Origin of the sequence: Amycolatopsis sp. NPDC058278 (assembly GCF_042881395.1) — a bacterium.
Lineage (GTDB): Bacteria > Actinomycetota > Actinomycetes > Mycobacteriales > Pseudonocardiaceae > Amycolatopsis.
Window position 1 is genome coordinate 1 of record NZ_JBHVXZ010000077.1, and the last position, 24,811, is coordinate 24,811.

Sequence of the window (24,811 nt, forward strand, 5' to 3'; positions counted from 1 at the left end):
GTCACAAACTGATCTTGGACACCCTTCGCCCGTCTCCGGTCACCACCCAGACTTACGCATTACTCGTCTAGGCTGGCACATCACGGCGGGCAACTCCTCACCGATCAACGACGGCGCGGCGGCGCTGCTCATCACCAGCGGCGAGAAGGCGGCGGCGCTGGGCCTGAAGCCCCGAGCCCGCATCCACAGCTTCGCCGTCGCCGGCGACGACCCGCTCCTGATGCTGACCGGCATCATCCCGGCCACCCGCAAGGTCCTGGCACGCGCGGGCCTGGAGGTATCGGACATCGACGCGTTCGAGGTGAACGAAGCGTTCGCCAGCGTGGTGCTGGCCTGGCAGCGGGAGATCGGCGCGCACCCGGCAAAGGTCAACATCAACGGCGGCGCAATCGCCCTCGGCCACCCCTTGGGCGGCAGCGGCGCCCGCCTGGCGACAACGCTGCTGTCGGTCCTGGAGCAGACGGGCGGCCGCTACGGCCTCCAGACGATGTGCGAGGCGGGCGGCCTGGCGAACGCAACGATCATCGAACGCCTGGACTGACCACGCGACCGACCGAAGGCCGACATCGAGCACCCGACCGGCCGGAACCCAGCCCCCCGCAACCCCGATCCGAAGCCAGAACACCGCCGGCCGTAGTCACAATCCGGCTTCGGGGTTGCGAACAGCAGAGCCGCAAAAGACGTCAGCCCGGATCAGGCGGCTCGACCCCATCCCGATCGGCCCACTCCAGCAGCGGCTCAAGGGAAAACACCGCGTCATCGATACCGGCATGAAGATCCCCCACCTCGGCAAACCGCGCCGGAACGGTGGCAATCGTGAAGTCTCCCGGCTCGGCGTCGTCGATCTCCGCCCACCGGATCGGCGTCGACACCGTGCCTTCCGGATTACCACGGACCGAGTAAGCGCTGGCGATCGTGTGATCACGGGCGTTCTGGTTGTAGTCGACGAACAGCAGCCGCGGATCCCGGTCCTTGCGCCACCACGTCGTGGTGACGTCGTCCGGAGCGCGCCGTTCGACTTCGTGAGCAAAGGCGAGCGCCGCCCGCCGGACGTCGGTGAAGCCCCAGCGCGGTTCGATCCGGACGTAGATGTGCAGGCCGCGTCCGCCGGAGGTCTTCGGCCAGCCGACCGCGCCGAGCTCGTCCAGGATCTCGTGGGCGACGTGCGCGACGCGGCGAACGCGGTCGTAGCCGCAGTCGGGCATCGGGTCGAGGTCGATGCGCCACTCGTCGGGCTTCTCGGTGTCGGCGCGGCGCGAGTTCCACGGGTGGAACTCCACTGTGGACATCTGCACGGCCCAGGCGACGTGCGCGAGCTCGGTGACGCACAGTTCGTCGGCGTGCCGGTTGTAGCGCGGGAAGGTCACCCGGACGGTCTGCAGCCACGGCGGCGCACCGTTCGGGACGCGCTTCTGGTGCACCTTCTCCCCCGCCACGCCGGACGGGAAGCGGTGCAGCATGCAGGGCCGTTCGCGCAGGGCGTTGACGATGCCGTCGCCCACCGAAAGGTAGTAGTTGACCAGGTCGAGCTTCGTCTCGCCGCGGGCCGGGAAATAGACCCGGTCCGGGTTGGAGATCCGCACCGTGTGCGGGCCGACCTCCAGCTCCACCGCCGCCGACTTCTGAGCCATGGTCAGACGCTATCCCAAAATCCTCGCTACGGTGGGTTCGGTGAGCCTGCCGACGGACGGTCACGTCCACACCGAATGGTCCTGGGACACGGTCACCGGCTCGATGATCGGCTCGTGCGAGCGGGCGCTCGAGCTGGGGCTGCCGTCCGTGGCGTTCACCGAGCACGCGGACCTGACGCCGTGGCTGATGCCGGAGCCGATCCGGCCGCTGCTGCCGGACCACTTCCGGGTGCGGCTGCGCCCGGACGGCGTCCTGGAGCCACCCGAGCTCGACGTCGCCGGGTACCTCGCGGGCGTCGAGGAGTGCCGGGCGCGGTTTCCCGGGCTGCGGATCCTGTCCGGAGTGGAGCTCAGCGAGCCGCACTGGCACCGCCCGCGAGCCGACGCCCTGCTGGCGGCCCACGACTTCGACCGGGTGCTCGGCTCGGTGCACTCCCTGCCGGACGGCGAGCACCACCACGAGCTGACGGTGATTTCGGACCGGCGGCCGGGCGAGCTGCTGCTGGCCTACCTCGGCGAGGTGCTGGGCCTGGTCGAGTCGACGGCGGACTTCGCGGTGCTCGCCCACATCGACTACGCGCTGCGCTCGTGGCCGGGTGAGGGCCCGCCGTTCGTGGCGGCGGACTTCGAGGAGGAGTTCCGGACGGTGCTGCGGGCCCTGCAGGCGAGCGGCCGCGCGCTGGAGGTGAACACGAAGGTGCCGCTGCCGGGCGAGGTGGTCCGGTGGTGGTTCGACGTGGGTGGCGAGGCGGTGGCGTTCGGCAGCGACGCCCACGAGCCGGGGCTGGTCGGCCACGGCTTCACGGAGGCGGCGGCCCTGGTCGAGTCGTGCGGCTTCCGGCGAGGCCGCACCCCGCACGACTTCTGGCGCCGCTGACCCGGCCGCGGCTCGCCCCCAGCGCCCCCAGGTGGCCTTGGTCGCGCTCAACACACCGAAGGCCACCTTGGGGCGCCGGCACCGGCCCGCAGGCGAGCTCCGCCCGCGCGTCAGGCCAGGGCGTGGCGTCCGGAGGTCCGCGATTCCGCGCTCTGGTCCATCAGCCGCGCCGCGACCCGGCCGATGGCCGCGTCCAGGTCGGCGCGGTCGCTCGTTCCCCAGTCGCCGAGCCGGTCGGCCAGCCAGTCGTGCCAGGCCCGCACCACCTTCCCGAACTCCTCCCGGCCCGCGGACGTCAGCTCCCAGCCGTCCCGTGCGTACCGCAGGTGCCCGGTCAGCTCCAGGCGGTTGAACGCCGGCTCCAGTACCTGCGCCGGCACGCCGAAGTCCGCGCCGATCGCCCGCAGCGTCGCCGGCGAACCGCGGCGTTCCCGCAGGTGGACCTGCAGCAGGCACCAGATGCCGCCCTCGTCGAGGTCGCCGCCGGCTCGCTCGATGATCGCGGGTGCCACCTTCCGGCGCTCGCGGAAGAACAGCGTGGCCACCGCGCGCTCCAGCTCGCGGTCGTCCGTGCGGGCCTCCGGCATCGCGAAGCCGTCGCCGAGGCCGGGGGCGGCCGCGCCGGCCGTGTCGCGCAGCGGGATCTCCCTGAGGAAGAACGCCAACGCGAACGCCACCAGGCCGACCGGGGCCGCCGCGAGGAACACGACGTGCAGCGAGTCGCTGTACGCCTGGATCACCGGGGCCGACACCGGCTCCGGCAGCGCGTGCAACGCCGTGGGGACCTGCAGCGCCCGTGGGTCGACCCCCGGCGGCACCGGAAGTGCGGCCAGTGCGGGGGTCAGCTGGTTCGCGTACACCGTGCCGAAGATCGCCGCGCCGAACGAGCTGCCGATCGAACGCAGGAACGTCACGCCCGAGGTGGCGACGCCGAGGTCGGCGTAGTCGACGGTGTTCTGCACCGCGATGGTCAGCACCTGCATGCCGAGCCCGATACCGAGCCCCAGCACGGCCATGTACGCCGACGCCTCCCAGAAGCCCGTGTCGGTGTCCAGGCGCGAAAGCAGGTAGAGCCGCATCGGCAGCATCGGTTCCTTCGCCCGCAGCTCGACGAAGACGAAGGCGGCCAGCAGCACCACCGAGCCGAACGCCGTCCCGACGATCACCAGCGAGCCCCACGCGTATTGCGTGCCGCCCCAGCTGGTCACCAGGGTCAGGCCGGTCGCGGCGAGGCCGATGAGCAGGATGCCGAGGTAGTCGATGACCGGACGCCGAAGACCGAGCCGAGCACGCCCTGGTACTTGCCGCGCTCGCGCAGCGGGACGACATCGGCGATCAGCGCGGTCGAGGTGACCATCAGCCCGCCGCCGCCGAGTCCCTGCACCGCGCGCCAGACGATCAGCCAGACCATGCTGTCGGCGAACCCGGCGCAGAACGAGCCGATGCCGAACACGATGACCGACAGCTGGAACATCGGCTTGCGGCCGAAGAGGTCGCCGAGTTTGCCGACGACCACGGTCATGATCGTCTCGGCCAGCAGGTAGGACGTCACCACCCAGGACAGGTGCCCGGCGCCGCCGAGGTCGCCGACGATCGTGGGCAGCGCCGTCCCGACGATGGTCTGGTCCAGCGCCGCCAGCAGCATCCCGAGCAGCACGGCGCCGAACACGGCGTTGACCCGGCCGCGGCTCAGGGCGGGCGGCGCCACGGCGCCGGGGGTGACCTCCGCGGTGGCCGTCATCTCCGCCCTCCTCGCTCGGCCTCCAAGCTGGTGCGCGAGGTCCACTGTGGATAGCCACCCGTTCCGGTGGTCCGGGCCGCTCAAAGGGTCCAGCGGTCCCGCGGCGGCGATTCGAGGACGAGCTCGCCGGCGACGGCCGCGGCGATCTCCTCGACCGTCCAGTTCTCCCGGTGCAGGACCGGCCGGATGATGCCCGGCTGCCGGACGGTGTGCAGGTGGCCGTCGGCGAGCCGCAGCACCTGTCCGGTGACACCGGCTGAGAGGTCGCTCAGCAGGTAGGTCACCAGCGGCGCCACCCGTTCGGGCGGCGGTGCGTCGCGGTTCCCGTTCGGGTCGGCGGCCATCAGCCGGGTCCAGGCGATCGGGCTGACGGCGTTGACGCGCACGCCGTGCTCCGCCAGGTCGCCGGCCCACGAGTAGGTCATCGACGCCACCGCGCCCTTCGACGCCGAGTACGCGGCGGCCCCGCGCTGCCCGATCATGGAACCCGACGTCACGTTGACGATGACCCCGCGGCCCCTGGCGCACATGACCTTCGCGGCCGCGGTGCCACAGTGGAGCGGGCCGAGCACGTTGGTCTCGACCAGCGCGCGGGCCCGCTCGGCGTCGTCGTCCTCCCACGGCGGCGCGTGGTAGCCGACCGCGGCGTTGTTGACGAGCCCGTCCAGTGCCCCGAACTCCCTGCAGCACAGGCTGATCAGCGACCGCGCGTACGCCGCGTCGGCCACCGACCCGACGCTCCCCACGGCGGTTCCGCCGTCCGCCGAGATCGCCGCCACCGTCTCGCAGGCCGGTTCCGCGTCGACGTCGTTGACGACGACCGCGGCGCCGTTCTCGGCCGCGTGCCGGGCGAACGCCCGCCCCAGCCCGCGTCCGGCACCGGTGATCACGACGGCCCGCCCGTCCAGGAAGCCCATGGCTTCCAGTGTGGCCCGGGAATGGCTCAGCTGCGCGTCAAGGCCACCAGAAACGGGCGGAACCCGCGCGCGCGGTAGAAATCGAGTGCACCGGCGTTCTGCGCGTACGCCTGCACGGTCATTTCGTTCGTGCCGCGCTCGCGAGCCCAGGCCACGAACGCATCCACGAGCGCGCCACCCACTCCCTCGCGACGGCGGTCCGGAGCGACGCGCATGCTCTCGAGCACGGCCGTCACGGCGCCCGGCCGCAGCGGGTCCGGGCCCCGCAACCGCCCGACCAGGTGACCGGCGCCCGCACCGGCCAGCAGGCACAGGCACGCCGGATCTTCGACGAGACCCGCGTAATAGGCCGCGCCTTCGCGGGCGGGCCAGCCGGTGTCCATGTACGGATCGTGGCGCCCACCGTCCTCGGCGAACAATGCCGCGGCCGACGCGAGAAGTTCGGGAACGTCTTCGGGACGACACTCGGAAACAGTCATCCCGACGACGGTAACGGCTTCATTTTTCGGTGTAAATCAGGAGTTTTCAGGCCCGCAGGTGCGCCAAGCTCTCCAACGCCAGCTGTTCCAGGTGCCCCGCGGCCGCCGGGCTGCCGCCCGCCGTGTGGAACGAGGCCGCCACCGTCTCGGCCGCGCGCCGGTACGCCGGTTCCGTCAGCACCTCCTCGACCGCCGCCGCGATGCGGGGTGCGTCCGCGCGGCCGAACCGCAGGCGGATCCCCGCACCCGCCGCGACCACCTGGGCCGCGACGATCGGCTGGTCGTCCCGGATCGGGGCCACCACCAGCGGCAGTCCGTGCCACAGTGTTTCGCAGACCGTGTTGTGGCCCGCGTGGCACAGCACCGCGTCGACCCGCGACAGCAGCGGCAGCTGCGGAACCCGCGGCCGCACCAGGACGTTCGGCGGGACCTCGCCGAGCACGCCCCCCGGGTCGGCGATCACCGCGCGCACGCTCGTCCCGGCGAACGCCTCCGCCGTCGCCGCCAGGAACCCGGCGCCCGCGGACGTGTTCGCGGTGCCGAGGGAAACCAGTACGGTCGGCCGCAGCGGGTCGAGCCACTCCCACGGGAAGTCCGTTGTGGACGGTCGCGCGCCGAGCGCGGGCCCGACGAGCCGGACCGACGGCGGCAGGGTGATCGCGCCGAGCAGTTCGCGGGTGGTGAAGGCGAGGACGCCGTGGGGTGAGAACCGCGGGTCCGCCATGCCCCGGCCGCCGGCGATCCGCGCGCGGAGCCCGTCGAGCAGCGAACCGACCCACTCCCCGACCTTCGGCATCCCGGCCAGCGGGTCGACGAGCTCGGCCGACGTCGTCGCCGACGTGACCCACGGCAGGCCGCCGGCGTCCGCGAGCAATCCGCCGGCCAGTGCCTGCTGGTCGGCGACCACGACGTGTGGTTCGAAGGCGTCGAGCGCCGCCGCCACGCCGGGGGCCATCGCGTCGGCCAGGGGGACGAGGAAGTCCTGCCAGAGGAAGCGCAGCGCCGCCGGCCCCTTCAGCCCGGCCGGGCGCACGGGCAGCTCCCCCGCGGCGCAGGAGAACACGAGCGCCTCCGGGCCGGCCAGCTGCCACAGCAGTTCGCCGTGGCCCGCCCAAGCGACCTCGTGGCCGCGTGCGGTGAGCTCGGCCGCCACGCCGACGGCCGGGTTGACGTGCCCGACCAGGGGCGGGACGACGAAGAGGAAGCGGGCCACTACCGCACCCGGGCCCGCGTGCGCGCGGTGTCGCGGACCCACCCGAAGATCAGCTCGGTGACCTCCGCGGTCCGCTCGACCAGCACCGAGTGTCCCTGGTCGGGCAGCACCACGCAGCGGCACCGCTCCAGGTGCGTCTCGAAGTGCGGCACCTGCGCCGAGAGCCCGGAGTCGCCGCCGAAGATGGCGAACACCGGGCAGCGCACCGCCGACAGGTCCGCCGCGATCGTCGCGCTGCGCGGGATGTCCTCGGCGATCGTGGTGGTCTGCAGGATCTTGTTCGCGGCCTTGGACAGCCGGGCGGTGTGCGCGCCGTGGTTGTCGGCGATCCAGCCGATCACCTCGTCGATCGCCAGCCGGGTCTTGGCGTCGGCGAGCCCGTCGGCCATGTGCCGGGTCCACTCCCCGGTCGGGGGTTCGCCCTCGATCACGACGACGCTCGCCACCCGGTCGGGCCGGGCGGCGGCCAGCCCGAACGCCACCGAAGCGCCGAAGGAGTTGCCGACGACGTGCACCGGCCGGCTGACGTCACACGCGTCGAGGACCGCGACGAGGTCGTCGACGAACCGCTCCAGGTGGTACCCGGACGACGGCCGCGTGGTGCGGCCGTGCCCGCGCAGGTCGTACATCAGCACGTCGAGCCCGCGCGCGGCGAAGGCCGGGCCGAGCGTGAAGTAGTAGCTGGCGAGGCTGTCGGTGAGCAGGCCGTGGACGCAGACCACGATCGGCGCGTCGCCGTCCAGCGGCACGTCCGGGGTGAGCCGCTGGACGTGCACGTCCAGCTCACCCGCGCGGATCCGGCTCACGCCGTCGCCCGCAGGGAGGCGACGATGTACCGCACGAGCTCGCCGACGGTCAGCGCGATGATCTCGTCCAGGTCGCGCTCGGCGATGAAGGTCGCGAAGTTGACGCGGTCGCCGTAGTGCTCGCGCAGCTGCCCGGACAGCGCCACCAGGTCGACGCTCTCCAGTTCGAGGTCGTCGTGGAACGTCGTGTCCATGGTGATCTCGGTGTCGTCGAGGCCGTACTCCTCGAGCAGCTCCCGCAGCATTCCGCCGAGCTGGGCGAGCACGGTCACCTCGTTCGCGGCCGTGGTCTCGATGCTCATCCGGCACTCTCCTTCGTCTCTTCGGTCCAGGCGACGACGTAGCGGCGCGGCGGCGCACCAGGTGGGTTCTCGATGTCGGCGCAGCACACGCGGTACTCGCCACCCGCGACGCGGACGGTCAGCTCTTCCGGGGCCGCCGTGACGACCTCGAAGTCCCGGGGTTCGCCGCGCAGGCCGGTGCCGCGCAGCTTCGCCACGGCCTCCTTGGCCGTCCAGAACCGGGCGAACCACCGTTCCGGGTCACCGGGCAGGCTCGCGAACAGGGCCAGCTCGCGGCGCCCGAGCGCGGCCTCCACAGTGGACTCCGCGCGCGGCACGACCTCTTCGACGTCGATGCCGCAGCGCCCGTGGCGGGCGATCGCCACCCCGGCTTCGGCGCGGTGCGCCACCGAAATCGTCACCGGCGGCAGCTCCCGGCCGTAGGCGCCGGTCGCGAACGGCCGGCCCGCCTCGTCGTTGCCGATGCGCAGTTCGGCGGGGAACATCTCGGGTTCGCCGCGGGCCCAGAGGAACTGGCGGACCGCGTCCTTGGCCGCGATCCGGCCGAGCAGCCACTGGCGCCGCCCGCGCGGGGGACGGCGTTCGTAGGCCTCGCGCTCGGGACCGGCCAGGTAGTTGCGCATGATCAGCTCGCGGGTGGCCAGGTCCGGCCACTGCTCGTGGACCAGCGCCCAGCCGCCCGGCTGCTCGTGCGACAGCGTCGAACGCTCGGGGGTGCGGTCGGCCTGCCGGATGTGCGGGGTGCTGTCGAACCGCCGGTCGCGCCAGCCGGTGAACTCGGCCCAGACTTCGCCGTGGCGGACCAGCTGCATGTCCGCTTCGAGGAACTCCTCCGTCAGCCCGGTGATCCGGATCAGGCACTCCAGCCGTGCCCCCGGGGCCGGGTGCGGACCGTGGAACCGGATTCCGCCCATGGCGACCGGGAAGACGGTGGTCCGCTCGGGCAGCCGGGACATGATCCAGTAGCCGAGCACCTGGCCGACGTTGTCGAGCAGCGCGCCGGGCGCGGCCGGCGTGGTCAGCACGGCCCGGACGTGCCGTTCGCCGACGGCGGTCAGCTCGGTGACGCCCTGGAACCGCGGTCCGTGGAACATCCAGCGCTCGTCGTAGAGCTGCGCCGCGGTGGTCTCGGGGACCTGTTCGGCCGACGCCGGGAACCGCCACGGTGCCGGCGCGCCGGCCGGGTACTCCGGCGCGAGTTCCACGACGGCCTGCGAGTAGCCGGCGATGGCCGCGTGCACCCGGTCGGTGCCCTGGGGCCGGACGCGCACCGGCACGGTGACCGACGGGACCGCCGTGATCCACTGGCTGAGCCGGACGTCGTGCACCGCGACCGCGTGGCGGCCGGGTGCGGCCTGCTCGGCGAACCGCATCAGGTGGTCGATCACCGTCGTGGCCGGGACGACCGGCCAGCGGTCGCCCGGGTCGGCCTGCGGCGGCTGTTTGAAGAAGCAGTGGTCGAGCAGGTACGGCATCGTCTCGAGCGACACCGTCAGCGTGGTGTCCAGTTCCTGCGGCGCCGGGAGGCGGCGTGCCGGTCCCGCGAGCACCGTGGACGCCAGCTCCGCGGTGTCGGCCAGCAGGGCGGCGAACTCCGCGGCGAGCGGCCCCTTCGTGGCCAGGTCGTCCACTCCTGCCCGGCGGGTGGCCGGCAGCGCGATCCGCGCGCGGACCTGGTCGTCGAGGGAGATCAGGCGGCCGCCGAGGTCGAGCTTGACCGCCTTCGGCGTCGCCGGGCGCTCGCCGGGCAGCCGGGTGAAGTCGGGATCGTGCCCCTCGGCCCACAGCGCGGTCGCGACCCGGCGCAGCTGCGCGAGCCCCGGGCGCTGCGCCGAGTGCGCCGCCACGACGAGGTGCTCCTCGCCGTGCAGCGTGTCGCCGACGAGCGAGCCGAGCTGCCCGGCGCCGGCCTGGACGAACGCGCGGAACCCGGCGGCGTGCAGCGCCCGCACGAGCGGGCGGAACCGCACCGGCCGCAGCAGGTGTCGCACGAACAGCTCGCGGACCTCGGCCTCGGCCGCCGGGTATTCGGACACCGTGGTCGCCGACCACAGCGGCAGGGACGGCGGGTGCAGCGTGAAGCGCTCGGCCGCTTCGCGGATCGGCCCCAGGTAGGGCCGCAGCATCGGGGTGTGGAAGCCGGACCGGAACGGCAGCACCTGCGCCACGATCCCGGCGTCCCGGAAGCGCCGCACGAGCGCGCCGACCGGCGCTTCCGGCCCGCAGATCATGGCCTGGTTCGGGGAGTTGTCGTGGGAGAGGACGACGTCCGCGCGCCCGGCCAGCTCCTCGAGCACGCGCGGCGCGGGCGCGCCGACCGCGGCGAAGGCGAGCCCGGGGACGACCAGCGCGTCCGGGTCGAACCCGGCGAGGAACGCGTCGACCTCTTCTTCGGCGTAGACGCCGGCCACGGCCATCGCCGTCCACTCGCCCAGGCTGTGCCCGGCGACGGCGTCCGGTGTGACGCCGAGCCGGCCGAGCGCCGCGTGCAGCAGCCGGCCGAGCTCGAACACCGCGGCACCCTGCCGTCCGACGTCGCCGACCTCGACGTCGCCGTGCTTCCACGGCAGGCCGAAGTGGCGGGCGAGGTCGCCGCAGTTCAGCGTGAGTTCCGATTCCAAGCCGGGGAAGAGGAACGCGATCTTGCCGCCGCCCGGGCCGAGCAGGGGGCGGTCGGCGAACCACACGTCGTTGCGGCCACGCCAGGCCCGGCCGCGCGCGAGGACCTTCCTGGCCAGTGCCAGCCGCTTCTCCGTCGGGTCGACGATGCCGAGCCGGACCGGGCCGTCGCCGGTTTCCGGCGGGCCGGGCCGGTCGAACGCCTCGCGCAGCGCGTCGACGGTCGGTGCGGCCAGCCGCAGCACGCGTTCGGGCTCGCGCACCACGACCGGCTTCGCGCGGCCCGGCGCCTGTTCCAGCACGACGTGGGCGTTGATCCCGCCGAAGCCGAAGGCGTTGACTCCCGCGCGGCGCACCGGCGCGTCCCACGGCTCGGCGGCGGCCAAAGTGGAGAAGCGAGTCCTCGCGAGCTCCGGGTGCGGGTCGTCGCAGTGCAGGGTGGGCAGGAGGACGCCGTGGTGCACGGCCAACGCCGCCTTGACGAGCCCGGCGATCCCGGCCGCGGGCATCGTGTGGCCGATCATCGACTTGACCGAGCCGAGCACCGCGCTCCCCTGCGCCCCGAACACCTCCGACAGGGTGGCGAGCTCCGCCGCGTCGCCGGCCGGGGTCGCGGTGCCGTGCGCCTCCAGCAGGCCAAGGGAGTCGGGAGCGGCCGGGTCCAGGCCCGCCGCGGCCCACGCCTGGCGGACGGCCCGGACCTGCCCGCCGGAGTCGGGGCTGGCCAGGCTCGCGGTCCGCCCGTCGGAGGCGACGCCGGTGCCGGTGATCACGGCGTAGACGCGGTCGCCGTCGCGCTGGGCGTCGGCGAGGCGCTTGAGGACGACGACCCCGGTGCCCTCGCCGATCAGCACGCCGTCGGCGTCGCGGTGGAACGGCCGGATCCGCTCGGACGGCGACAGGGCGCCGAGCTGGGTGAACACGCTCCAGAAGGTGATGTCGTGGCAGTGGTGCACGCCGCCGGCGAGGACGACGTCGCACCGGCCGGTGAGCAGTTCCCGCACGGCGTGGTCGACGGCGATCAACGAGGACGCGCACGCGGCGTCCACCGTGTACGCCGGACCGCGCAGGTCGAGGCGGTTGGCCAGCCGCGACGCGGCCAGGTTGGGCACCAGCCCGATCGCGGACTCGGGCGCCTCGGGGCCGAGCTGGTCGGTGAAGGCCTGGCGGACGGCGTCGAGCCGGTCCGCGTCCAGGTCGGGCAGCAGCTCGCCGAGGGTGCGGACGAGCTGGCTCGCGGTGCGGACGCGCTGGTCGAGGCGGACCAGGCCCGGCGTCAGGTAGCCGCCGCGGCCGAGCACGACGCCGATCTTCCCGCGGTCGGCGGGCAGGCGGTCCGGGCCACCCGCGTCCGCGACGGCCTGCGCCGCGACGCGCAGCGCGATCAGCTGGTCGGGCTCGGTGGCGGGCACGGAGTTCGGCATGATCCCGAAGCCGGTGACGTCCACTTCGGCCAGGTCGTCGACGAACCCGCCGCGCCGGCAGTAGAGCCGGTCGGCCCGGCGCTGCTCGTCCGGCGCGTAGTGCGCGTGGTCCCACTTCCCGGGCGGCACCTCGGTGATCGCGTCGACGCCGCCGGCCAGGTTGCGCCAGTAACTCGCCAGGTCCGGAGCGCCCGGCAGCAGCACCGACATCCCGACGATGGCAACACGGCCGGCCACGCGCACGTCCGTCACCACCCGGACGCGGTGTGGACGACGGCGCCGGTACCGGCGCGGCCCCACGCCAGCTCGCGCAGCAGGCCGAGGGTGCCCTCCTCCGGATCGATCAGCGCGATGCCGCGCCGGGCGTAGTCGCGCATCAGCCCGGGCGTCACCATGCCGTCGTGCTCGCCGGTGGGTGCCCACGGTCCCCAGTGGACGGTCACCGCGCGCCCGGCGGGCCACCGGCGGCCCAGCGCTTCGAGGGCGTCGTTGGCGGCGGCGTAGTCGGACTGGCCGCGGTTGCCGAGTGCGGCGGCGATGCTGCCGAACAGGACCACGAACGCCGGCTCGTCGGGCAGGTCGGCGGTGGCCTCCAGGAGGGTGCGGGCACCGTCGACCTTGGTGCCGTACACGCGCTCGAACGACTCCGGCGTCTTCTCGGCGACGAGCTTGTCCTCGATCACACCGGCCGCGTAGACGATGCCGTCGAGGCGGCCGTGCTCGGCGTGGATCTCCTTGACCGCGCGGTGCACGGCTTCGGCGTCGAGCATGTCGACCGACTGGTAGCGCACCGGGCTGCCGAGGGCTTCGAGCTTGGCCAGCGTTTGCCGGACTTCGCGTTCGCCCTGGATCCGGCGGACCGTCCGTTCGATTTCGGCGGGGCGCTTCAGCCCGGCGGTGATGAGCGCGGCGCGGAGGTCCGCGGTGGTCGTGGCCTGCGGGTGTTCGTCCGCTGCCGCCGGGACCGGCGTCCGCCCGAGCAGTTCGATCCGGCAGCGGGCGGCTGCGGCGAGGGTCGCGGCGAACCGGGCGGTGATGCCCTTGGCGCCCCCGACGAGCAGGACGACCGAGTCGCGGTCCAGCCCGATCGCGGCGGCTTCGGCGGCGCCGTCGCCCGCCGGGCCCGCGCCGCTGCTGCCGAGCGGGCCGAGGTCCTGCTCGGTCATCCGGAAGCCCTTGCGGTTCCCGCCTTCGCGGACGACGACCGGTTCGCGGTCTGGTGCGGCCAGCTCCTGGACGAAGGCCGCGGCCTGTTCCAAGGGCGTTTCGGCCGGCGACAGTTCGACCACGCGGGTGAGGGTGTCCGGGTATTCGCGGGCGAGGCTGCGGTGGAAGCCGCGCAGGCCTTCGCCGGGACCGGCGGTCAGCAGCCAGCCGGGATTCGTGGCCAGCGCGGCCTGGTACCGCGGGAAGGCGGCGGGCAGCACGGGTCCGTCCCCGGGCAGGATCAGGACGCCGTCGAACCCGGCTCGGACCTCGTCGGCGATCTCGGCGGACGCGCCGAGCCCGGCGAGGTCCGCTCGGACGGCCTCGGCGAGCGGCCCGCGGCCCAGAAGCAGGAACTTCCTCCCGCTGACATCGGGAGCCTCGGCGGGAGCCAGCGCGGCTTCGGCCATGACCAGCCGTTTCGGCGCCACGATGAGCGGCGCGGGCTCGCCGGGTTCCGGCTCGGGCTCGGGGCGCCCCACCTCGGGGCGGTCGGCACCGACGAGTGCGGCGATGGCCGCGGCGGTTCGGGCCTTGGCCAGCTCCTCGACGTCACCTCCGGTGTCGAGGTTCAGGCGGATGGCCAGCTCCCCGGCGATCTCGGCTCGCTTGATCGAGTCCACACTGAGGTCGGCTTCCAGATCGAGGTCCGGCTCGATCATCTCGACCGGATACCCCGTCCGCTCCCCGATCACCGCCACCACGGTCTCCAGCACCGAAGCCGTCCTGGGCGCCGCGACCGGAACGACCACGGGCTGCTCGACGATCCGCACCGGGACCGGCGCCGGAACCGGCGCCGGAACCGGCAGCGGGGCGTCGGCGCCGACGCCGAGGAAACCCAGGAGCACGTCACGCTGGGCGGCGATCATCTCGCGGCTCGTGCGCAGGAAGTCCGCGACCATCGCCTCCGACGTGGCCGCCTGCGGGGCCGCCGCCACCGCCCCGAACGAGATCCGTTCCGCCGGGCGGAGGGCGCCGGCCGGGATCGTGCCATCCGCCGCGCGCAGCAGGTGGCCGTCGACCGTCCACCCCGGACGCTTCGGGCGTGGCGCGGTGAAAGCGTCGACCGCGTCGCGGCCGCGGAACAGCCAGCCCGTCTCGACGTCCACCCCGGACACCGCCAGCTGCGCCAGCGCGCCGAGGAAGCCCGGCAGGCCGCGGCGGCGCGGCTGTTCGAACCCGACCGTCCGGTGCGGCCGGTCGCCGAGGATGGCGGCGACCTGCTTCGCCAGCACGGCCCCGGGCCCGGCCTCGACGAACACCCGCGCCCCGGCCGCGTACATCGCCTCGACCTGCTCGACGAACCGGACCGGCGCACCCAGCTGGGCGGCCAGCTCGCCGCGGATCGCGTCCGGGTCCGCCGGGTAGGGCGCGGCCGTCCGGTTGCCGTACACCGGGACCGCGGGCCGCACGACGCCGATCGCGTCCAGCGCCCGGCCGAACGCCTCCCCCGCGGGCGCCACCAGCGAGCTGTGGAACGCGCACGCGACCTGGATCCGCTTCGCGCCGAGCCCGGCGGCCCGCAGGTGCCCGACGGCGGCCTCGACGTCGGCGGTGGGCCCGGAGATCACCGTCTGCTTGGGCGAGTTGTGGTTGGCCAGGACGACCGGCGATTCGCCGAGGACCGGGAGAACCTCGGCGGCGGAAGCCGACACCGCGGCCATCGCCCCCGGATCGCCGTCGGGTACCGCGTCGAGGATCGCCGCCGCCCGGACGTGGCTCGCGTGCAACAGTCCTTCCGGCGTGAAGGCGCCTGCCGCCGCCAGCGCCGTCAGCTCGCCGTAGCTGTGGCCGCCCAGCATCGCGGGCCGCACGCCGGCGCGGGTCAGCAGCCGGAACGCGGCCAGCCCGGCCATCCCGAGCGCGGGCTGGGCGACGCGCGTGTCGGTGACCCGGTCCACGGAGTCCTGCCGCGCCGTCTCGCCGAACACCGCCGGGCCGAAGACGATCCCGGCCGTCGCCGGATCGAGCCGCAGATAACGCTGCAGGTCGGGGAAGGTGACGAACAGCTCGGCGAACATGCCCGGGCGCTGGCTGCCCTGGCCGGGGAACAGCACCGCGACCTCGCCCCGCACCGCGTCGTCCGCGCGGAACACGCCGGGTGCGTCGTGCCCGTCCAGTGCCTTGCGCAGCAGTCCGGTCAGCTCGTCCACTGTGGACGCGACGACGGCGAGCCGCACCGGACGTCCCTGCGCCCGCAGGTTTGCCGCCAGCGCCAGATCCCGCAGCCGCCACGGGGAAGGAGCTTCCGACGCCGTGGTCAGCAGCTCCCGGGCCGCGGACTCCGTCGTGAAGGTGAACAGCTCCGCGGGCCACTCGTCCGCGGCCTGCGCGGGCGGCACGCCGTCGTGCGCGCCGAGCACCACGTGGAAGTTGGTTCCGCCGAAGCCGAACGCGCTCACCCCGGCGAGCCGCTCGGCCGGCGGCGCGGTCCACGGCTGCGCGGCCGACTGGAACACGAACGGGCTCGTCGAAGGGTCCCAAGCCGAGTTCGGCGCCGAAAGGTGCAGCGTCGGCGGCTTGACGCCGGTGTGCACCGCCAGCGCGGCCTTGATCAGCCCGGCCAGGCCGGCGGCGCACTTGGTGTGCCCGATCTGCGACTTCACCGAGCCGATCGTGCACCCGCCCGGTGCGGCGCCGGCCTCGGTGAACACCTTCGTCAGCGTGCCGAGCTCGGTCCGGTCGCCGACGACGGTGCCGGTGCCGTGCGCCTCGACGAGGCCGACGCGCGCGGGCGAGACACCGGCGTTGCGGTACGCGCGGGTCAACGCGGTGTGCTGGCCCTCGGGCCGGGGCGCGGTCAAGCCGAGCGCGCGGCCGTCGGAAGCCGCGCCGACGCCCTTGATCACGGCGTACACCCGGTCGCCGTCGCGTTCGGCGTCGACGAGGCGCTTCAGGGCGAGGCACGCGACGCCTTCACCGAGCGCGATGCCGTCGGCCGCGCTGTCGAACGTCGCCGACCGGCCGGTCGGCGAGAGCGCGTGCGCCGAAGCGAACAGGAGGTAGTCGTTGATGCCGTTGTGCAGGTCCGCGCCACCGCAGAGGACGAGGTCGCTGGTGCCCGCGGTCAGTTCCTTGCAGGCGACGTCGACCGCGGTCAGCGAGGACGCGCACGCGGCGTCGACGGTGTAGTTGGCCCCGCCCAGGTCGAGCCGGTTGGCGATCCGGCCGGCGATCACGTTGGCGAGCACGCCGGGGAAGGAGTCTTCGGTGACCCGCGGCAGCCGTTCGTCCAGTTCGGACGGCAGTTCGCCGAGGTAGGACGGCAGCACGGACCGCAGGGTCATCGCGTTCGACAGGTCGCTGCCCGCTTCGGCGCCGAACACGACCGACGTGCGGGCCCGGTCGAACGCGCGGTCGGCGTAGCCCGCGTCGGCCAGGGCGCGGTGCGCGGCCTCCAGGGCCAGCAGCTGCACGGGCTCGATGCTGGCCAGCGACGACGGCGGGATGCCGTACTTCAGCGGGTCGAAACCGATTTCCGGCAGGAACCCGCCCCAGCGCGACGGCGTCCGCTCGCCTTGGCCATCGGGGTCGTAGTACAGGGAGGTGTCCCAGCGCTGCGGGGGCACCTCGGTGACCGCGTCGGTGCCGGCCAGGACGTTCGCCCAGAACGCGGCCAGGTCAGGCGCCTGCGGGAACATGCAGGCCATGCCGACGATCGCGATGTCCAGCGGCGCCGGCGCGGGCGGCTCGGCCTCGGGGACGCCGAACGCGGCGGCCCGCGCCCGCAGGAACGCGTTCGCGCCTTCACCCACCGAGTGGTGCAGGCCGGCGATCGTGGTGACGGCGGAGCGCAGCACGGCGACCTCGCCCGCCATGAACATGCCTTCGGCGAGCTGGCGGTCTTCGGCGACGTCCCGCAGTTCCGCGCCGACGCGCTCGATGCCCTTGCTCGCCAGGCGGAGCCGGCCGACGTTGAGTGTTTCCAGGTGCTCCCAGGCGTCGCGGTTCGCCACACCGCGCTCGGCGAGGTCCGCCTTGATCGCGGCGTACTCCTCGGTGAACGGGCTGCGCACGCAGCGGGTGGCGTGGCCCGGCGCGGTTTCGAGGAGGTCGGTCTGCTCGGCTTCGAGGAGCCGGCGCTGGAACAGCGGGAGCACGGCGCCCGCGTCGACGGCCTCGCGGGTGAAGAGGTAGGCGGTGCCCATCAGCACCCCGATCGCCGCGCCGCGCGCGGCCACCGGGGCGGCGAGAGCGGCCACCATCGCGGCCGAGCGTTCGTCGTGGATACCGCCGGCGAACAGCAGCTGCAGGTCCGCGGCCGCGGCCGGGGTGGCCGCGAGGAAGTCGGCGAGCACGCCGAGCTGGGCTTCCCACAACGGGAAGCTGGTGCGCGGGCCGACGTGCCCGCCGCACTCCGACCCTTCGAAGACGAATTTGCGGGCGCCCGCCTCGAGGAACTGCTTCAGCAGGCCCGGCGAGGGCACGTGCAGGAACGTGGCGATACCGGCGTCTTCCAGGGCCGCGGCCTGAGCGGGGCGGCCGCCGGCGATGATCGCGTGCGTGGGCCGCAGTGCGCGGATGACCGCCAGCTGTGCGGCCTTGACGTCGTCGGCGGCGAACCCGAGGACACCGACTCCCCAGGGTGCGTCGCCGACGGCCGCGCGGGTCCGCTCCAGCACGTCGCGGGTCTGCTCCGGGCCGGACAGGGCCAGCGCGATGAACGGCAGCGCGCCGCCCGCGGCGACCTCGGCCGCGAAGGCGGGCTGGTCGCTGACCCGGGTCATCGGTCCCTGGGCGACCGGCAGCGCGGTGCCGAGCGCGCGGCTGCCCGCGCTGCCGGGGCCCAGCACCGCGTCCGGCAGGCGCAGGGCCGCGCCGACGGCGTCGGCCAGGCCGCGCACCGCCGCGGTCACCGTGCCCCAGCGGTCGCGGAACCGGGTGGCGAGGAAGACGTCCTGGCCCACATCGAGGGGCTCGGTGCCGCGCCGGGCCAGCACGCGAACGCCGTCGGCAACGGTCGTTTCCGAGCCGTCGAGGCCGGTGAGCGCGGTGGTCAGGGCCGACGGCAGCTCGGCTTCCGGCAGCAGCGCGAGCTGGGTGTCGACGACGACGCCGGCCGCGCCACCCGCCACGGCGGCCGCGGCGGTGTGCGGTCCGATGCCGCCCGCCGCCCACACACCGACGCCGACGCCGTCGTCGGCGAGCAGGGCCTGCAGCAGCACGAAGGTGCTCAGTTCCCCGATCCGGCCGCCGCATTCGTGCCCGCGGGCGATCAGGCCGTCGGCGCCGGCCGCGACGGCCCGGACGGCCGCCGCGCGGGAGGTGACCTCGGCCAGCACCCGCCGGCCCGGGAAGTCCCGCGGGGTGCACGCGGCGTCTTCGGTCAGCAGCACGGTGGTCACGGCATCGGGCAGGTCGGCCGGTCGCGTCAGCCGGACCCCGAACGCCGGGACCCCCCATTCCCCCAGCAGCGCGAGCTCTTCCGCGGCCGCGGCGGCCCGGGCCGTCAGGTCGAGCACGCCGAGCCCGCCCCCGCGCGCCGCGGCGGCGACCCCGCGCGCCGACGGCCATCGCAGCGGCGACACGGCGACGACCAGCCCGGCCGGCACGGAGTCGTCTTTCGAGAGACGCATGGGAACTCCCGCTACGCACGAAAGGGTGAAGGGTAACGGGGAGTACTTAAGCGGGTTCCTTCCGTGCCGTCAACAACCCACCACGATTTCATAGCCGAGGTTCAGAAAATTCGGGATGGACCAGGCCGACGGCGCAAGAATTTAACGTCACCGTCACGTTCCCGGTCCGGCACCCGGCTCGGCCGGGGTGCGGCGGACCGGTTCCACGGCGTGGTCCACCCGGTTCACACCGCCGGACGGCGCAAGCCATCCCGCCCGGCGGAGGCGGTCTCGTTGCCCGATCCGGACCACGTCGACCGTAGGGTGCGAAGTTTCCCCGCCGTCCCTCACGCTTATCCCGTCGGTAAAGCTGACGTACGGAGACGTTCGCTTCACCGATCCGAACAGATCACACTTCGTCGATGACGATTGGCGATTTCCGGCACCTTTCCAGGGAAACGAAAGAATCCGCCGAAGAATGGCCGACCCGGGCTGGTCACCCGCCCTGCAGTCCATTGTGGATTCCGCACGCGGCGGGATTCTCGGTGCTCACAAGACCACGAACGGGGCACCGGTGGCCAGTCACCCGCCGCCGGGCACGGGCGGCAGCATTCGGGCGACCACCAGCAGTAGCGCCGCCGAGCACGCGTGATCGAAATTTTCCACCACCGCGTCACAGGCTTTTCCTGAGAAGAAGCTGAAGACATTTCGCGTACTCGAGAGTAGTACTAGACAGTACGTCTAGACTTGTACTGTTCGTCCAGAGGAGGAGGTGGCGGTGGCTTACTGGTACACCGACGAGCGGTCGGGGGTGCGGTACCCCGGCGACCCGCTGCGCTGGCGTGGCGACGACGGCGCACCGCTCACGGTCACCGCCCTGCCCGGCCTGCGCCCGGAGGACGTCGACACCGGCGTCCGCTCGCTCTGGCGCTACCGGGCCGCACTGCCCGGCGACCTCCGCCCGGTCTCGCTCGGGGAAGGCTGCACCCCGCTCATTCCGCAGGTGTGGGACGGCGCCGAGGTCCGGTTCAAGCTCGAGTGGTTCAGCCCGACCGGCAGCTTCAAGGACCGCGGCACCAGCGTCATGGTCTCCGCGCTGGCCGGTGCCGGGGTGCGCGAGCTGCTGGAGGACAGTTCCGGCAACGGCGGCTCGTCGGTGGCGGCCTACAGCGCCGCGGCCGGGATCGCGGCGACCGTCCTGGCTCCCGAGGGGACGTCGCCGGCGAAGGTGCTGCAGACCCGCGCGTACGGCGCGGCCGTCGAGCTGGTGCCGGGCACCCGCGACGACACGGCCGCCGAAGCCGTCCGCCGCTCGGACCACACCACCTACGCCAGCCACAACTGGCACCCGTTCTTCCTGCAGGGCACCAAGGCCCTCGCCTATGAGCTGTGGGAGGACCTCGGCTTCCGGGCGCCGGACGCCGTCGTCACGGTGGCCGGCGCGGGCAGCATCGTGCTGGGCTGCGATCTCGGGTTCGGGGAGCTGCTGGCCGCGGGGTCCATTGCGCGGCGCCCGCGCCTGCTCGTCGCGCAGCCGCGGAACTGCTCCCCCGTCGATGCGGCCTTCCACGACCGGGAGCCGCCGGAATTCGCCCCGACCGTCGCCGAGGGGACGGCGATCCGCCGTCCGGTCCGGCTGCCCGAAGTCGTCGCGGCGATTCGGCGCTCGGGCGGCGACACCGCGGCGATCACCGAAGACGCCATCGCCGCGGCGGCCCGCCGCCTGGCTTCCCTCGGCCTCTACGCGGAGCCGACCAGCGCGACGGCCGCGGCGGCGATCGACGTCTTCCGCGCGCGGGGTGCCATCCGGCCCGGCGAGACCACGGTGGTCGTGCTCACCGGCTCCGGCCTGAAGGCGGCGGACAAACTGCGGGAGCTGATCGGATGACCGAGGACGAGCTGCTGCTGCGCGAAGCGGAGAAGATCGCCCACGCCGTCGGCCGGATGTTCCCCGGCCTGTGCGAGGTCGTGCTGCACGACCTGCGTGACCCGGCCCACGCGGTGCGCGCGATCGAAGGCGGCCTGTCCGGCCGTGCGGTCGGCGACCCGGCGACCGAACTGGGCCTGGCCCGCATCGCCGACCCGGAGTTCCCGGACGTGCTGCAGAACTACCCGAACCGGTTCCCGGACGGCAGGCCCGCGAAGAGCACGTCGATCGGCCTCCGCAACTCCGAGGGCGAGTACGTCGTGGCCCTGTGCCTCAACCTCGACGTCTCCCTTCTCGGCTCGGCGGCCCACGCCCTGACCCGGTTGGCCGCGACCGCCGAGCCGGCCCCGCTCACCGAATCCCTCCGCGCCCGGACGGCCGGCGAGCTGCGTGTCCTGGTCGAGGACTACGCCACCGAGCGCGGCCACACCCCGCGCAGCCTTCCGGCGGCCGCGAAGAAGGACCTGGTGCGGTCGCTGAAGGAGCGGGGGTTCCTGGAGCTGAAGAACGCGGTGCCGGCGCTGACCGACCTGCTCGGGATCTCGCGGGCCAGCGTCTACAACTACCTGCGCTGACTCAGAAGATCGACCAGCCGGTCAGCGTCGTGAACCGGTCCAGGGCGGCAACGCCGGCGACGGAGTTGCCGCGCGCGTCCAGCCCCGGGCTCCACACGCACACCGCGCACCGGCCCGGGACGATCGCCACGATGCCGCCGCCCACGCCGCTCTTGCCCGGCAGGCCGACGCGGTAGGCGAACTCGCCGGCCGCGTCGTACGTGCCGCACGTCAGCATCACCGCGTTGATCCGCTTCGCCGCGCTCAGCCCGAGCAACCGCGAGCCGTCGTTGCGGACGCCGTGGCGGGCCAGGAACAACGCCGACCGGGCGACGTCGGCGCAGCTCATCGCGATCGAACACTGGCGGACGTACTGGTCCAGCACCGACGGCACCGGGTGGCGCATGTTGCCGTAGGACGCCATGAAGTACGCGAGGGCGCGGTTGCGGTCGGCGTGCCCCGCCTCCGACGCGGCGACCTCGGGGTCCACCGCGATCTCCGCACGGCCGCTCTCCTGCCGGAGGAAGCCGAGCAGCGCGTCCACCGCGTCGCCGTGGCGGGCGAGTTCGTCGGTCACCACCAGCGCACCCGCGTTGATGAACGGGTTGCGCGGAATACCGTCCTCGTGTTCCAGCTGCACCAGCGAATTGAACGGATCACCCGACGGTTCGCGGCCGACACGCGCCCAAACACCGTCGCCGCGCGAAAGGGTCAGCGCGAGGGTGAACACTTTGGACATGCTCTGCACGGAGAACGGGCGCTCCCAATCGCCGACGCCGTGCACCGCACCGTCCACTTCGGCCACCGCCATGCCGAACCGCCCCGGCTCCACCCTGGCCAGCGCGGGAATGTAGTCCGCGACGGCGCCGCGGCCGACCTCGGACGCGACGTCATCGGCTATCCGGTCCAGCAGCGCCGCGAGATCCACCGGCCGAGCGTAGAAGGCGCGCCGGCGGGGGCCGCGGGCACCCCGTGTCAAATCGAAACCGCCGGTTCGCCGACCAATCCCCGCCGTGATGTCCGGCACACCTTAAGTCTTCCTTAGCCTGCTTGGTGACCCGCGGCACACGGCTCTAGCGTCCGGTAACCATGGATTCCTCGCTGCTCACCGAAAACGGTGAAAGCTACTCGAAAGCGCTGGGCAACCGCCAAGTGCAGATGATCGCCATCGGCGGCGCGATCGGCGTCGGGCTCTTCCTCGGCGCCGGCGGCAAGCTCCACCAGGTCGGCCCGTCGCTGATCTTCTCCTACGCGATCTGCGGGGTGGCCGCCTACTTCGTGATGCGCGCGCTCGGCGAACTCGTCCTGCACGAGCCCAGCTCCGGCAGCTTCGTCACCTACGCGCGGAAGTTCATCGGCCCGTGGGCCGGCTTCGCCTCCGGCTGGATGTACTGGGTGAACTGGGCGATGACCGGGATCGCCGAGATCACCGCGGTCGCCATCTACGTCCACAAGTGGCTGCCGGACGTGCCGCAGTGGATCACCGCGCTGATCGCCCTGGGCGTCCTGCTGATGGTGAACCTGCTGTCGGTGAAGGTGTTCGGCGAGCTGGAGTTCTGGTTCTCGGTGGTCAAGGTGCTGGCCATCGTCGTCTTCCTGGTCGTCGGCGTGGGCCTGGTGCTGACGAGCGCGGACATCGGCGGCACACCCGCCGGCGCGCACAACCTGACCGGCCACAGTGGACTTTTCCCGGCGGGCGTCGGCGTCGCGCTGATGACGCTGCAGGCGGTCATCTTCGCCTACTCGGCGATCGAAGTCGTCGGCATCGCGGCCGGGGAGACCAAGGACGCGCGCAAGGTGCTGCCGAAGGCGATCAACGGCGTGGTCTGGCGGATCGGCGTGTTCTACGTCGGCTCGGTGCTGCTGCTGGCGATGCTGCTGCCGTGGCCGTTCTACAGCGGCGACGAGAGCCCGTTCGTCACCGTGTTCAGCCGGCTCGGCATCCCGGGCATCGGTGACGTGATGAACGCGGTGGTGCTGACCGCGGCGCTGTCCAGCGTCAACTCCGGCCTCTACTCCACCGGGCGCATCCTGCGGTCGCTGGCCGAAAAGGGCGAAGCGCCGTCGTTCGTCAGCCGGATGAGCCGCCGTCAGGTGCCCTACGGCGGGATCTTGTTCACGTCGGTCGCGTACGTCCTGGGCGTGGTGCTGAACTACCTGGTGCCGAAGGAGGCGTTCGACATCGCCATCGCGATCGCGTCCCTCGGCGTGATCAGCACCTGGGCGACGCTGATCTTCTGCCAGCTGCGGCTGCGCCAGGCCGCCCTGCGCGGCGAGCTGGAGCGCCCGTCGTACCGGATGCCGTGGGCGCCCTACAGCGGCTGGGCGACCCTCGGGTTCCTGGCCCTGGTGGTGGTGCTGATGGGCTTCTCGGACGGCGCCGAGAAGATCGCGTTCTCCTCGATCCCGGTGCTCGCCGTGGTCCTGGCGGTGGGCTGGCGCTTCGTGAAGCGCCGCGAACGCGCCCCGCTGGGGTAGCGGCCGGGCCGCGGGTGGGCATACTCGACGGGTGTCTTCGAGCAGCACGGAACCCCGGCGGGTGACGATCCACGACGTCGCCCGCTCGGCCGGGGTCTCCCGGCAGACCGTGTCGCGGGCGCTGAACGACAAGGGCGAGATCGACGGCTCGACCAAGCAGCGCGTCCTCGACGCCGTCCGCGAGCTCGGGTACCGGCCCAGCCGCTTCGCCCGCGGCCTGGTCCGGCCGGACACCACCACGATCGGCCTCGTCGTGCCCGACCTGCTCAACCCCTTCTTCACCGAGGTCGCCTCCGGCGCGCTGGAGGCGGCCCGGGCCCGTGGCTGGCACGTCGTCGTCCACGACACCGCCGACGACCCCGAGCAGGAACTGGCCACGCTCCGGGTGATCGGCACCCAGGTCGACGCGGTCACCGGCTACTTCGGCCGGTCCGACGAGGACCTCGACCGCCTCACCGCCGGGATCCCGGTCGTCCTGATCGGCCGCGAGCCGCACTCCCCGCGGTTCAGCGGCGTGGGGATCGACGGGGAGGACGGCGTCCGCGAGGCCGTCGCCCACCTCGTCTCGCGCGGGCACCGGCGGATCGGCATGCTCGACGGGAACCCCGCCCCGAGCGTGCGCCGCCGGTGGTTCCTGCGGGTCGCCGCGGAGTGCGGGGTCCCGGTGCACCCCGGCTGGATCGCCGCCGGCGCCCAGAGCGTCGACGGCGGTGGCGCGGCGCTCGCCGCCCTGCTCGCCGCCCATCCTGACGTCACCGCGCTGTTCGCCTTCAACGACGTGATGGCCATCGGTGCCTTGCGGGAGGCGCGCCGGTTCGGCCTGCGGGTGCCCGCCGACCTCGCCGTGATCGGGTTCGACGGGCTCGCCCTCGGCACCCTGGTCGAGCCGGAGCTCTCGAGCGTCGCCATCGACACGCGCGCGGTCGGCGCGCTGGCCGTCGAGCAGGCGGCTCGCCTGGTCACCGGCGCGGCCCCCCTCGAACCCGCCGAACTGATCGTCCGCGCCCGGCTCCACCTGCGCGAATCCACCTGATCCCTTGACACCCGCTCCCGCCGCGAAGCACACTTTGAAGCGGTCCGTG

15 protein-coding genes and 1 pseudogene are annotated in these 24,811 nt (G+C 73.3%); 6 read left to right on the plus strand and 10 right to left on the minus strand.

All coding sequences use genetic code 11. From position 1 onward, the window contains the following. A partial coding sequence (locus tag ACFVYA_RS32310) for a thiolase family protein (protein WP_387050403.1) occupies positions 1-541 on the plus strand: 541 nt, incomplete at its 5' end. A gap of 142 nt (positions 542-683) precedes the next feature. On the opposite strand, the gene ligD is transcribed toward ACFVYA_RS32310, so the two are convergent. After that, positions 684-1,631, minus strand: coding sequence for a non-homologous end-joining DNA ligase (gene ligD / locus ACFVYA_RS32315; protein ID WP_387050405.1), 948 nt, complete (start codon positions 1,629-1,631; stop codon positions 684-686). A gap of 40 nt (positions 1,632-1,671) precedes the next feature. Between ligD and ACFVYA_RS32320 the strand changes: the two genes are divergently transcribed. Then, the gene (locus ACFVYA_RS32320) at positions 1,672-2,508 is read left to right on the plus strand and encodes a PHP domain-containing protein (protein WP_387050406.1); all 837 of its coding nucleotides are present in this window, start codon (positions 1,672-1,674) and stop codon (positions 2,506-2,508) included. Positions 2,509-2,618: 110 nt separating this feature from the next. Here ACFVYA_RS32320 and ACFVYA_RS32325 read toward each other — a convergent pair. The 8 genes and pseudogenes from ACFVYA_RS32325 to ACFVYA_RS32360 form a co-directional block, all read right to left on the minus strand. Next, a pseudogene (locus ACFVYA_RS32325) lies at positions 2,619-4,249 on the minus strand (MFS transporter). A gap of 80 nt (positions 4,250-4,329) precedes the next feature. Further along, entirely contained in the window at positions 4,330-5,166 is an 837-nt protein-coding gene (locus tag ACFVYA_RS32330) for an SDR family NAD(P)-dependent oxidoreductase (protein ID WP_387050408.1), read from the minus strand. Positions 5,167-5,192: 26 nt separating this feature from the next. Continuing rightward, entirely contained in the window at positions 5,193-5,645 is a 453-nt protein-coding gene (locus tag ACFVYA_RS32335; RefSeq protein ID WP_387050409.1) for a GNAT family N-acetyltransferase, read from the minus strand. Positions 5,646-5,691: 46 nt separating this feature from the next. Further along, positions 5,692-6,858, minus strand: coding sequence for a glycosyltransferase (locus tag ACFVYA_RS32340; protein ID WP_387050410.1), 1,167 nt, complete (start codon positions 6,856-6,858; stop codon positions 5,692-5,694). Next, entirely contained in the window at positions 6,858-7,664 is an 807-nt protein-coding gene (locus tag ACFVYA_RS32345) for an alpha/beta fold hydrolase (protein WP_387050412.1), read from the minus strand. The genes ACFVYA_RS32340 and ACFVYA_RS32345 overlap by 1 nt, the downstream gene beginning before the upstream one ends. After that, on the minus strand, positions 7,661-7,966 hold the full coding sequence (locus tag ACFVYA_RS32350) for an acyl carrier protein (RefSeq protein WP_285991671.1): 306 nt from the start codon (positions 7,964-7,966) through the stop codon (positions 7,661-7,663). Before ACFVYA_RS32350 ends, ACFVYA_RS32345 begins: the two co-directional genes overlap by 4 nt. After that, positions 7,963-12,252 (minus strand): beta-ketoacyl synthase N-terminal-like domain-containing protein, encoded by a 4,290-nt coding sequence (locus ACFVYA_RS32355; RefSeq protein WP_387050452.1) that lies wholly within the window; start codon positions 12,250-12,252, stop codon positions 7,963-7,965. Before ACFVYA_RS32355 ends, ACFVYA_RS32350 begins: the two co-directional genes overlap by 4 nt. 5 nt (positions 12,253-12,257) lie before the next feature. Beyond that, the gene (locus tag ACFVYA_RS32360) at positions 12,258-18,791 is read right to left on the minus strand and encodes an SDR family NAD(P)-dependent oxidoreductase (protein ID WP_387050414.1); all 6,534 of its coding nucleotides are present in this window, start codon (positions 18,789-18,791) and stop codon (positions 12,258-12,260) included. A gap of 757 nt (positions 18,792-19,548) precedes the next feature. Here ACFVYA_RS32360 and ACFVYA_RS32365 point away from each other — a divergent pair. Both ACFVYA_RS32365 and ACFVYA_RS32370 read left to right on the plus strand, forming a co-directional pair. Continuing rightward, positions 19,549-20,658 (plus strand): pyridoxal-phosphate dependent enzyme, encoded by a 1,110-nt coding sequence (locus ACFVYA_RS32365; protein WP_387050415.1) that lies wholly within the window; start codon positions 19,549-19,551, stop codon positions 20,656-20,658. Continuing rightward, positions 20,655-21,272 (plus strand): transcriptional regulator, encoded by a 618-nt coding sequence (locus tag ACFVYA_RS32370; protein WP_387050416.1) that lies wholly within the window; start codon positions 20,655-20,657, stop codon positions 21,270-21,272. Before ACFVYA_RS32365 ends, ACFVYA_RS32370 begins: the two co-directional genes overlap by 4 nt. A gap of 1 nt (position 21,273) precedes the next feature. Here ACFVYA_RS32370 and ACFVYA_RS32375 read toward each other — a convergent pair whose 3' ends face one another. After that, the gene (locus ACFVYA_RS32375; protein ID WP_387050418.1) at positions 21,274-22,179 is read right to left on the minus strand and encodes a glutaminase; all 906 of its coding nucleotides are present in this window, start codon (positions 22,177-22,179) and stop codon (positions 21,274-21,276) included. Between the two features lie 161 nt (positions 22,180-22,340). Here ACFVYA_RS32375 and ACFVYA_RS32380 point away from each other — a divergent pair, with 161 nt between their 5' ends. Beyond that, entirely contained in the window at positions 22,341-23,729 is a 1,389-nt protein-coding gene (locus ACFVYA_RS32380) for an amino acid permease (protein WP_387050420.1), read from the plus strand. 31 nt (positions 23,730-23,760) lie between these two features. Beyond that, the gene (locus ACFVYA_RS32385; RefSeq protein ID WP_387050422.1) at positions 23,761-24,762 is read left to right on the plus strand and encodes a LacI family DNA-binding transcriptional regulator; all 1,002 of its coding nucleotides are present in this window, start codon (positions 23,761-23,763) and stop codon (positions 24,760-24,762) included. Positions 24,763-24,811 lie beyond the last annotated feature (49 nt).